Origin of the sequence: Bradyrhizobium sp. S3.3.6, from assembly GCF_040546905.1 — a bacterium.
GTDB lineage: Bacteria > Pseudomonadota > Alphaproteobacteria > Rhizobiales > Xanthobacteraceae > Bradyrhizobium > Bradyrhizobium cytisi.
This window is the reverse complement of record NZ_JBEPOT010000029.1, coordinates 1-9,437: the sequence shown is the minus strand read 5'-3', so window position 1 is coordinate 9,437 and position 9,437 is coordinate 1. Positions and strand designations below refer to the sequence as shown.

Genomic DNA, 9,437 nt, shown 5'->3' with positions numbered 1-9,437 from the left:
TTGACGCGGATCGACTGGTTGGCGATGCGGTCGCCTTCGCTGGCCCCCTCGTCGGCCATCGACTTCTTCGGCGCGGCCTTCTCCTTGGGCGGCTTGGCAGCTTCCTTGGCAGCTTCCTTGGCAGCTTCCCTGGCAACAGGCGCGGGCGCCTCAGCGACGGGCGCGGCCTTGACCTCGACAACGGGCGCCGGCGCTTCGATCGCGGTCTCGCGGAAGGCGCGCTCGAGCTCGTCGAGCGACACCTCGCCCGGACGCAGCGGACGCTCCAGGGTCTGGTCGATCAGCGCGCCCGTGGTCAGCTCCTTGGCGGCAGCGGGCGCCGCGGCAATGGGGGCGTCCGGCACCAGCGGCGGTGCGTCAGCAACGGGAGCAGGAGCAGCAGCCCCCGCAGCCATTGCCGCCATGGCCGCCATGCCCTGCTCGACCATCGCTTCCAGCTTGTCGATGAGATCGCGGTCGGTGCCTTCGGGCTCGGCTTCGGTCGCCTCCAGGCCGGCGAGGATCTCCTTGATGCGGTCGATCGAGGACAGGATCAGCGTCACCGCCGGCCCCGTCACCGGCATGCCGTCGCGGAACTTGCTCATCAGCGTCTCGCCGGCATGCGCCAGCGCTTCGAGCCGCGGCAGTCCGAGGAAGCCGCACGTACCCTTGATGGTGTGGACCAGGCGGAAGATGTTATCCAGGATCTTGGCGTTGTTCGGCTCCTGCTCGAACTTCACCAGCTGATTGTCCACGGTGTCCAGGCTCTCGCTGGTCTCCGTCAGAAACTCCCGTAACAGATCATCCATGAAAACAGGCCTTCATACAGGGAGGGCACGCACGAATTGTGATGCGCCATTTCAGAATGGGGCCAGCTTCACCGCAAAGCGTTTAATATTGGTTGAGTATGTGCAAAAGAACGGAATCAACAAAGAGATAAGGCGCTCCGGACAACCCGAAGCGCCTCGTAAAGATTCGATTAACGTCTGAGTGCGAAGGGCGTGTTTACGAAGCGGTAATGATGATGGCTTCGCCCTCTAGCCTGAGCGTCACGGTGAGCCCGCAGGCCTGCGCCAATAGCCGTGTATAATAAGGCTGGATCGCGTGCGCATCCGCAGCCGGCCCGCGTGCTCCGCTCAGAAGCTCGGAGATGTTCTGCGGCAGGCGCGCGTTGTGTCCGGTCGCGGTGATGCGGAAGCTCATCGTCTCGCCCTCGCCGATCGGATCGATCGTCAGTGTGCCGCCGCGCGGGATCGTGTGCTGGGACACGACGAGCATATTGAGCAGCAGCTTGACGCGATTCTTCGGCAGCAGCAGCCGCGGCAGATTCCACGTGATCGTGCACTTGCCGTCCTCGATGTGACCGCGCGCCATGGTCTGGGCATCGCCGAGGTCGATCTGCGCGCCGGAGGAGCCGGCCGCGCCGAAGGCGAGGCGGCAGAATTGCAGGCGGGCGGAGGCCGTCTTCGCACTCTTGCGGATCAGGTCGAGCGCGAATTCGCGGTCCTCGGGCTTGGGATCGTCATCGAGCACCTCGAGCCCATTGACGATGGCGCCGACCGGGCTGATGAGATCATGACAGACCCGCGAGCACAGCAGGGCCGCGAGTTCGAGCATATCGGGAGCAGAAGCGGTACCGGGTGACGGAGCGTCGGACATAAAGGGTTCCTGGAATTGCACGGCGCGGACGCGGCGAATCACGCATGCTTGACGGATGCTGCGGGTTCTAACATTCGCCAGCCCGTGGCAGCTAGCTTGCGATAGGCTCGAAGCGGCCATAAGGGACGCGGGCGAATCAAGTGAAGATAGGCGAGATTTGCCGATGCGAGATTTGCCGATGAATGAGGCATGCAGGTGAGGATTATCGACGGTGAGGCCGCATTCCGGCTGATGGAGCCCCTGACCGCGCTGGTGGTTCAGGCCGGCGAGGCGATCCTCGCGGTCAACCGCGCGGCGATGCGGGTGGACGGCAAGCAGGACGGCTCGCCGGTGACCGAGGCCGACCTCGCCGCCGACCGCATCATTGCGGAGGGGCTGACCAGACTTGCCAACGATGTACCGTCGCTCTCGGAGGAGCGGTGCCAGCTCGCCTCGCCGCCGTTTCGCGGCAGCTTCTTCCTGATCGACCCGCTCGACGGCACCAAGGAGTTCGTCGCCGGGCGCGATGAGTTCACCGTCAACCTCGCCCTCGTGACCGAGGGCGTGCCGCTGCTCGGTATCGTAGCCGCACCCGCACTCGGGCTGCTCTGGCGCGGCATCGTCGGCCGCGGCGCCGAGCGCGTGACGTTTGACGGCACCACCATCGGCGCTGCCGAGCCGATCCGGACCCGCAAACTGCCCGGGCTCGGCGAGCCCTGGGTCGCGGCGGTGAGTCGCTCGCACGGCGACCCCACAAGCGAAGCCTTCATCGACAGCCGGCCCAACGCCGTCAGGAAGATGTGTGGCTCGGCAGTCAAATTCGGCCGGATCGCCGAGGGCAGCGCCGACATCTATCCGCGCTTCGGGCCGACCTCGGAATGGGACGTCGGGGCGGGCTGCGCCGTGGTCACGGCAGCCGGCGGCAAGGTGACCGACGGCAAGGGCGGCGAGATCCGGTTCGGCGAGCGTGGCGATAATCGCTTCATCATCCCGGCGTTCGTCGCCTGGGGCGATGCCGCAGCGGTTATGCCTATTGACTGAGCTTGTCCTGCAGCGCCGGCCAGCGCTTGCCGACTTCATACAGGAAGCGTTCCGGATCGGCGGCGAAGGCGTCGCGGTTGGCTTCGCGGCTGAACAGATAGAGCCGCTGCGCCGAGATCACGAAGAAGCGGGGATTGCCGGCGATGGTCACGCCGCGCGCGATGTCGGCCGGGTCGTAGCCGCCGAACTGCGGGCCGTAGATTTCGGGATGGGCCAGGAAGGAGGCCCGGTTGCCCTCGTTCCGGAAGCGCCAGACCGCGCCCCACAGGTTGGCCTCGAACTCCGCCGTGCCCTGCTCGGGGCCGCCATCGACGAAATAGGCCACGGGATCGAAGCCTTCGATGGCGACACCCGAGAAACGATTGACGACGATCCGCTCGGTGGTGGCAGCCTGCGCCGGCACGCCGGAGCAGGCGAACCAAATGCCCACCAGCAGGCAGACCAGACGGCCGATCAAGGCAATTCCGGGGCGCAAAGGGCTATCTTCCTGCCGTTGTGCCGTCATAGTTGCTGCGGATAACATCCGAGTCGAGGGGACATCCGGCGCAACCTAGAACCGTGCCTGTTGGCGTCAGGTTAAGGGAAGCGGACCGGAATCGATACCAGGGGTTCTTTTATGACTTTCGCATCACGCCTTGCCGCAGTGGCGCTTGTAGCGCTGGCTGGCTGGATCGTGCCGGCCTCCGCGCAGACGGCTGCGCCGCCGCCGGACCTGCCGCCGCCGCAGCGGACCCCGACGCCCAACACCTATGGGCCGGACGAGCTCGTCAACGCCGGCCACCGCTTCTTCGGCAACGTCTCGCGCGGCCTCGCCTCGATCATCGAGAAGGCGGTCAGCCAATGGGGCCTGCCGAACGGCTACATCCTGGGCGAGGAAGGCTCCGGCGCGTTCGTCGCCGGCCTGCGCTATGGCGAAGGCACGCTCTACACCAAGAACGCCGGCGACCTGCGCGTCTACTGGCAGGGTCCGTCGCTCGGCTTCGACTGGGGCGGCGACGGCGCGCGTACCATGACGCTGGTCTATAATCTGCCCGCCACCAACGCGATCTACCAGCGCTTCGGCGGCATCGACGGCTCGGCCTACATCATCGGCGGCTTCGGCATGACAGCGCTCACGTCCAACAACATCGTGCTGGTGCCGATCCGCTCCGGCCTCGGGCTGCGCCTGGGCGCCAATATCGGCTACCTCAAATACACGCCGCGGGCGACCTGGAACCCATTCTAGGTCCCCTCCTCCCTTCCAGGTCCGGATTCACGTTAACAACAGGGCGGGGCTGGCTTTTTGCCGGCCCGCCATGCATTGTTTCTTTGGTAAATTTTTCCTTGCTTCCGGGAGTTGTGCCCCATGGTCGAACCGATCATGTACCTGGCGATCGGTTTCCTGCTGTCGATGCTGTGCGGGCTTGCGATCGTGCCGCTGGTGCATAACCGCGCGGTGCGCCTGACCACGCGCCGGCTCGAGGCCGCCACGCCGCTGTCGATGGCGGAGATCCAGGCCGACAAGGACCAGCTCCGCGCCGAGTTCGCGATGTCGGCGCGCCGGCTGGAGATGAGCGTCGACCAGCTCAAGAGCAAGACCACGAGCCAGCTCGCCGAGCTCGGCAAGAAGAGCGACGCCATCAACCGCATGAAGATCGAGCTCGGCGAGAAGAACGCCACGATCTTCGCGCTGGAGGCACGCGAGAAGGCGGTCAAGGAGCAGCTCCGCGCCACCGAGGAGGAATTCAACGCCAAGACCGCATCCTTGCGCGAGGCCGAGATTGCGCTGAGCAACAAGCAGGGCGAGCTCGCCAAGATCAACTCGGAGCTCACCGACCGCTCGATGATGGCGGAGAGCCGCCAGGTCGAGCTGGTCGCGGTGCGTGCGCAAATCGAAGAGCTGAAGAACCGCGTCGGTGACGCCGAGAAGGAATTCACCGCGACGCAGGCGCGGCTGGCGCAGCAGCGCGTCGAGTCGGAGACCGCCTCGCGCGATCTCGGCGATGCGCGCGGCCGCGTCGAGAATCTGAGCCAGCGCGTCACCGAGCTCGATCGCCAGCTCATCGTGCAGGTGAAGGAAGCCGAGATGCTGTCCACCCGCGTCGCCGACCTCGAGGGCCGCCTCGCCACGCAAGGCAAGCTGCTGGCCGAGCGCGACTACGAGAACAACCAGCTCCGCCAGATCAATGAGGGCTCCGAGCGCACCATCAAGGAATTGCGCGCCGAGATCGCTGGCTTGAGCGGCGGCAAGTCGTCGGCTGCGTTCGAGTCGATGCGCGCGGAAAAGGCCGCGCTGGAACAGCAGCTCGCCACCGCACGCGACGAGCGCGCCAAGCTTCAGCGCGACCTCAATGCGATCCAGCAACAGGCGGAGAGCTCCTGGGCGACCGAGCGCATGGAGAATGCGCTGCTGCGCGAGCGCATCAACGACATCGCCGCCGAGGTGGCGAAACTCGCGATGCAGCTCGAGGGCCCGAACTCGCCGATCGAGGCGCTGCTGGCGGCCGAGGCCGGCCAGCCGCCGAAGCAGGCCGCCCGCCCGGCCAATGGCGTCGCGACCAATGGCGCGGCCGCCGCCCTCCCCGAAGGCGGCGGAACGCTCGCCGAGCGCATCCGCGCGCTGCAGGCCCACGCCTCCCGCGCCCGCCAGCAGGGCGCGTAAGCGGCCCAAAATCCGGCCTCGCCGCCGAATTGCGACACGGCGAAAGGTTTTCAGGCCGCAAGCCGCCTGAAAACTTGACACTTCTAGCCCGCACTTCTAAATCGCGGGCTCCGATGCGCCGGCCGGCCGACAAGGTCCGGCCGTCTGCATGATGGTCCCGGGCGCATAGCTCAGCGGGAGAGCGTTCCCTTCACACGGGAGAGGTCCAAGGTTCGATCCCTTGTGCGCCCACCATTAGTCCCATAGCTACAATAGCTTAGCGGCTTGCTTCCCCCACATTGTGCCCCGAAAATTCTTGGGCACAACAGGGGCACGTCGCAAAAAAGATCGTCCCTCTACTGTCGGTTGCCGCTCCGATCCCGACGGCAAATCAAGAAAGCTCGTTAGTGTTTCACGACGAGATCCGCGTCTGCACAATCGCCATGCGACAAGGATCAATGGAGTTGGAGGGCTCGCGTCGAATCGCGGTTGCACGATTGTCAGGTCATTCGATGCAGCCCGCAGCGCCTTCAATACGCGGTGGCAGTGGCTTCTTTGCGTTTCAGCCAATTCATCACCATTTCATTGCGGCATTCTTCATCGAGAGCTGTATTTCCGTTCTCCTAAAAAATTGTCATTACGGTTTTCAAACTCGGCCACTGAGGTCGGAGACAGGCCAGCGCCCTCGCGCAAGGTGCTCTCCTGAGTAGGACACTCGTTTCGGGAAACTAGTACGACTTCGGGTCTTGTATCCGAACACCGTGCTACTACGGATTTCTCAGGCCTATTGAAGGAGTCAGGATTGCTCCTGCCGGGGCTGTTATTTCATTCCCAACAAATTTTTCCGGCAGGGTCGCGCGAATGCGACCCTTTCTTGATTCCACACTCGCGGAGGGACGAGGACAGTCCTCGGTGCCAGGTACTGGCCGAAATAGCCCACTCGGGATTTCAAAGTAGGCCACGCAACGAAAGGCCCGACGCGACGGCGGGCTTTGTTTCTTCTACGGTCCAGTTGAGTCCTCAGGCCGCTTTACGAGTCTTCCGCGCCGTCTTAGTCTTTCCATTGCGGAAAAGTATCACAAGCTCTTTGACCCAGCCGATTCATTCGTAAGATCGGCAGCTTGGAACGAAGCCCAAAACCGCTTCCGGTTCGTTGATCGTCTATTGCTTGACTGCCTGGGCTGGCAGCATCCCTTCATCGAAGTTGACCACCTCGCTGGCGGCGATGGTGACGACTACGACGAGATCCCCCTGGCAACATTGTAAAGCGGTAAGGACCAATGGAGCCGAGGAGAGTTCGCTTTCGGCATCCCTCCCACCTCGGGATAGATATGGTCGTCGCCCTTCCAGATCGTAATGCTACTCGGGCGTATTGACCGGTTGCGGTGCCGGAGCGCTCGCATGGCTCGCAAGCAACGAAGGACCCAGCTCGCAGCCTCCTGGATCACGATCGAGTACCAAAGCTGCATCGAGCATTGTCGGATCGGGTCTCACCAGCTTCGCGGTCCTCACGCCCGCATTCGGATCAACTGCCATTTCGTAGTCTCGTTCAAGCAGCTCTCGCAGGCGCTCGATGCGAGCGAACCGGAATGGATGGACCAGTTTGATCATCGGGCTAGGCCCCTCGGGTCGAATGCGAACAATCGGATGATGAAAATGACGAGCGTGCGACGGGTGACGCTCATGAGTCGAGCTGTCGGTTCTCCGCCGAACGCCAGTCCGCGCCGTGGAGGCGGATCATCTCCCGACGGGACCGCTCGATGAAGATGCGCTCAACGCAAAAGCCGGCTGTAACTGAAGTCGCCAGCGCAAGGCCGCAGGCCATATAGTCATTCATGAAATTCCAAAACATGTTGCAGCCGGCAACTCCTACAAAAGTAAGTGCCATGACCATATTGCGAAATGCCTTAACCATGCTGCCCCCCCAGTCAGTCGGCGAGGAACTTTTAGCATTGCAACCACGGCGATTGGCAGCGTTTGCCCCTTGTGATGCGCCGTCTTTCTGCTCGATCAGCCTGCGTCCGGCCGCGCTGTCGACCGCCGTGGGGCTCGCCCTTCCCACTTAAGAGGGCATCCGCGAACGGGGCAGTGATAGCGACGCCGGCAGAGTTCATCACGGCGGGCCCCTTTCCCGAATGCCCCCGGCGAGGAGCTCCCCATCCCTTTGCGCGAGGGATGGACGCCGCACGGCATGCGCCGTTGTGGCGTGGAGAAGGGCCACCAAGCTCGCAGTCATTCCGCTAATCGTTTCGTCAGACCTTTTGATTAGCAATCTGCCGCCGATGCGGGAGGATTGCCCCGCAAGTCATGCAATCTAGACGTTCCGCCTATTCCACGTCCGGGCGGTCCTCAGTTACTTTGCCGGCGTGGGTTGGGGGATCGCGCCTATGCCGCAGGGGTTTGTCTACGTACTCGTTTCACCAAATAGCGATTACATAAAAATCGGCCGCACCGAACGGCCCATCGCTGAACGCCTTCTCGGAATAAATGGCGGTGAGGCGTACGCTCCCCATGGTCCGTGGGAATTGTCAGATTTCGTGCATGTCACGGACTGCACCGCAGTAGAGAGCGCGCTTCACCGTCACTTTCGTACCAGAAACGTGGAAGTCGAAGGGACGCGGGAGCTATTCAGCGTGGCTCCGCACGAGGCTAGAGAACAATTGCGCTCGATTAGCGAATTGCTTCGCGTCGATCACGAGAGGACGGATCGGCTCTTCCACAATCCTGATGTCAGCCTGTTTCTTTTTCGCTTATTCCAGCCTTCGGGATTGTACGTCAACCTCGACATTCAGGGCGCGTGGACCTTAAGCGTTCTCCCGCAGACCAACGGAGGGCGTTGGTTCACATTAAACATCGGGTCTCACGAAGTCGCTTTCAGCACTCGAACACCTGCGGACGGAAAGTTCTCGCACTACCTCGTGCTTGACCGTCTCATTTTGGAGTATCCCAAAACGATCATGTGGCTCGGCCAACGTGCTGGGGATGTTCAACCGGCCGACTACAAAGCTGCTGAACGTGCAGTAAGTGTGAACTTCGACGAGGATTTTGCAAAGGCCGAACGCATCTTCGCCCTCGACGGAGTTCGGCGCGCCATGGTCGCTTATTGGGCTGATGCTCTGGCCGATCTTCGCGAGAGGAATGCAAAGAGCGTCTACGCAAGGTATCATTCCTACGATGCGGTGTCGCAGTTGCTCGAATATAAAAGAGCAAGAGACAAGGTGGTGGTAGGCGAGCGATGAAGCGACCCTTCAAGGACGGGAGCGCCTTGGGTGGAGGGCCCGCCAGCCCCGTCGGGCCCCACGCTCAGCCCATTGTCTCTTAAGGTACTTTGTCCTGCCTCGGCCGGTTGGATTGTGCTCGGCGATGTACTTTCGGTTCTCATGATCGCCACCGTGCGGAAGCTCGGCACACACTTGCTCTAGGACCGTCCATGTTTGCCCTTGCCTGCGGTGAGACCATGAGCTTCCGAAAATCGATCTACGAACCATTGCATCAACGGTTGTTGAGCGAGCGTGGACAAATCGTTCGGCTGACCTTCTCCGAAATGGAAGAGATACTTAGGAGAAAGCTTCCGGCATCGGCACACATTCACGGTATGGTGGAGCAACGAAAGCTCTATGAAGGCCGGGCACACCCAAGCAAGGCGGTGGATGAACGCGGAATTTCGTGCGCATGCTTCGATCAAGAACCGCGCCGTCGAATTCCGCCGAGCTTGAACGATCCGTACAGCCTAGCGCTCGTCGAAGGTTTTCGCAGGCTGGAACAATACGGATTGAAGTCCGGTGATGATCAGCTTGTTTAACGTCTGGCAATCGTCCGGCGACAGGTAAGGAAGCTGCCGCGCCGTTTTCCATTGCTCGATCGCGGCAGAGACCGCGACACGCAATTCGTCATCAGCCGGGCTGGTGATCGGTCGACCTCAATGCGATCGCTTGCAGCTTGGCGCGTTTTGAAGCGGATGCAATTGAACCTTCGATGTACGGGTCGAGGGGCTGCTTCAGCGCGGGCGAACGGAGGATGCGATCTTGCTACCCTATCCACTGTGGATGTGATTTTGCGATCTTAGAGTCTGTCCGAGATCATGATGTTTTTTGACAGAGCTTTCGCAGCATGAGGCGGATTGAGGCCAGGCGCAAGAACGCCAAGGCCTTTCGGTTGA

At 62.3% G+C, this 9,437-nt stretch carries 10 protein-coding genes and 1 tRNA gene; 6 read left to right on the top strand and 5 right to left on the bottom strand.

Annotation, left to right across the window (positions count from 1 at the left end):
- Both ABID59_RS37320 and chpT read right to left on the bottom strand, forming a co-directional pair.
- A partial coding sequence (locus ABID59_RS37320) for an Hpt domain-containing protein (protein WP_354086664.1) occupies window positions 1-788 on the bottom strand: 788 nt, incomplete at its 3' end.
- Window positions 789-984: 196 nt separating this feature from the next.
- Window positions 985-1,638: a histidine phosphotransferase ChpT gene (gene chpT / locus ABID59_RS37315; RefSeq protein ID WP_148755207.1), complete on the bottom strand. Its 654-nt coding sequence runs from the start codon at window positions 1,636-1,638 to the stop codon at window positions 985-987.
- Window positions 1,639-1,827: 189 nt separating this feature from the next.
- On the opposite strand from chpT, the gene ABID59_RS37310 reads away from it, so the two are divergent.
- Window positions 1,828-2,658, top strand: a complete 831-nt coding sequence (locus tag ABID59_RS37310) for a 3'(2'),5'-bisphosphate nucleotidase CysQ family protein (protein ID WP_354086663.1) — start codon at window positions 1,828-1,830, stop codon at window positions 2,656-2,658.
- On the opposite strand, the gene ABID59_RS37305 is transcribed toward ABID59_RS37310, so the two are convergent.
- Window positions 2,648-3,133, bottom strand: coding sequence for a YHS domain-containing (seleno)protein (locus ABID59_RS37305; protein WP_354086662.1), 486 nt, complete (start codon window positions 3,131-3,133; stop codon window positions 2,648-2,650). The two genes, ABID59_RS37310 and ABID59_RS37305, sit on opposite strands and share 11 nt — an antisense overlap.
- A 141-nt stretch (window positions 3,134-3,274) precedes the next feature.
- Here ABID59_RS37305 and ABID59_RS37300 point away from each other — a divergent pair, with 141 nt between their 5' ends.
- The 3 genes from ABID59_RS37300 (at window position 3,275) to ABID59_RS37290 (ending at window position 5,533) form a co-directional block, all read left to right on the top strand.
- Window positions 3,275-3,883: a DUF1134 domain-containing protein gene (locus ABID59_RS37300; protein WP_148755204.1), complete on the top strand. Its 609-nt coding sequence runs from the start codon at window positions 3,275-3,277 to the stop codon at window positions 3,881-3,883.
- A 120-nt stretch (window positions 3,884-4,003) separates the two neighbouring features.
- Entirely contained in the window at window positions 4,004-5,299 is a 1,296-nt protein-coding gene (locus ABID59_RS37295) for a coiled-coil domain-containing protein (RefSeq protein WP_354086661.1), read from the top strand.
- A gap of 159 nt (window positions 5,300-5,458) precedes the next feature.
- Window positions 5,459-5,533 (top strand) — tRNA-Val (locus tag ABID59_RS37290).
- A 1,104-nt stretch (window positions 5,534-6,637) separates the two neighbouring features.
- On the opposite strand, the gene ABID59_RS37285 is transcribed toward ABID59_RS37290, so the two are convergent.
- Window positions 6,638-6,889 (bottom strand): hypothetical protein, encoded by a 252-nt coding sequence (locus ABID59_RS37285; protein WP_354086660.1) that lies wholly within the window; start codon window positions 6,887-6,889, stop codon window positions 6,638-6,640.
- A 70-nt stretch (window positions 6,890-6,959) separates the two neighbouring features.
- Entirely contained in the window at window positions 6,960-7,193 is a 234-nt protein-coding gene (locus ABID59_RS37280) for a hypothetical protein (protein WP_354086659.1), read from the bottom strand.
- Window positions 7,194-7,665: 472 nt separating this feature from the next.
- Here ABID59_RS37280 and ABID59_RS37275 point away from each other — a divergent pair, with 472 nt between their 5' ends.
- Both ABID59_RS37275 and ABID59_RS37270 read left to right on the top strand, forming a co-directional pair.
- Complete coding sequence (locus tag ABID59_RS37275; protein ID WP_354086658.1) at window positions 7,666-8,517, top strand: GIY-YIG nuclease family protein; 852 nt, start codon at window positions 7,666-7,668, stop codon at window positions 8,515-8,517.
- A 191-nt stretch (window positions 8,518-8,708) separates the two neighbouring features.
- On the top strand, window positions 8,709-9,080 hold the full coding sequence (locus tag ABID59_RS37270) for a hypothetical protein (RefSeq protein WP_354086657.1): 372 nt from the start codon (window positions 8,709-8,711) through the stop codon (window positions 9,078-9,080).
- Window positions 9,081-9,437 lie beyond the last annotated feature (357 nt).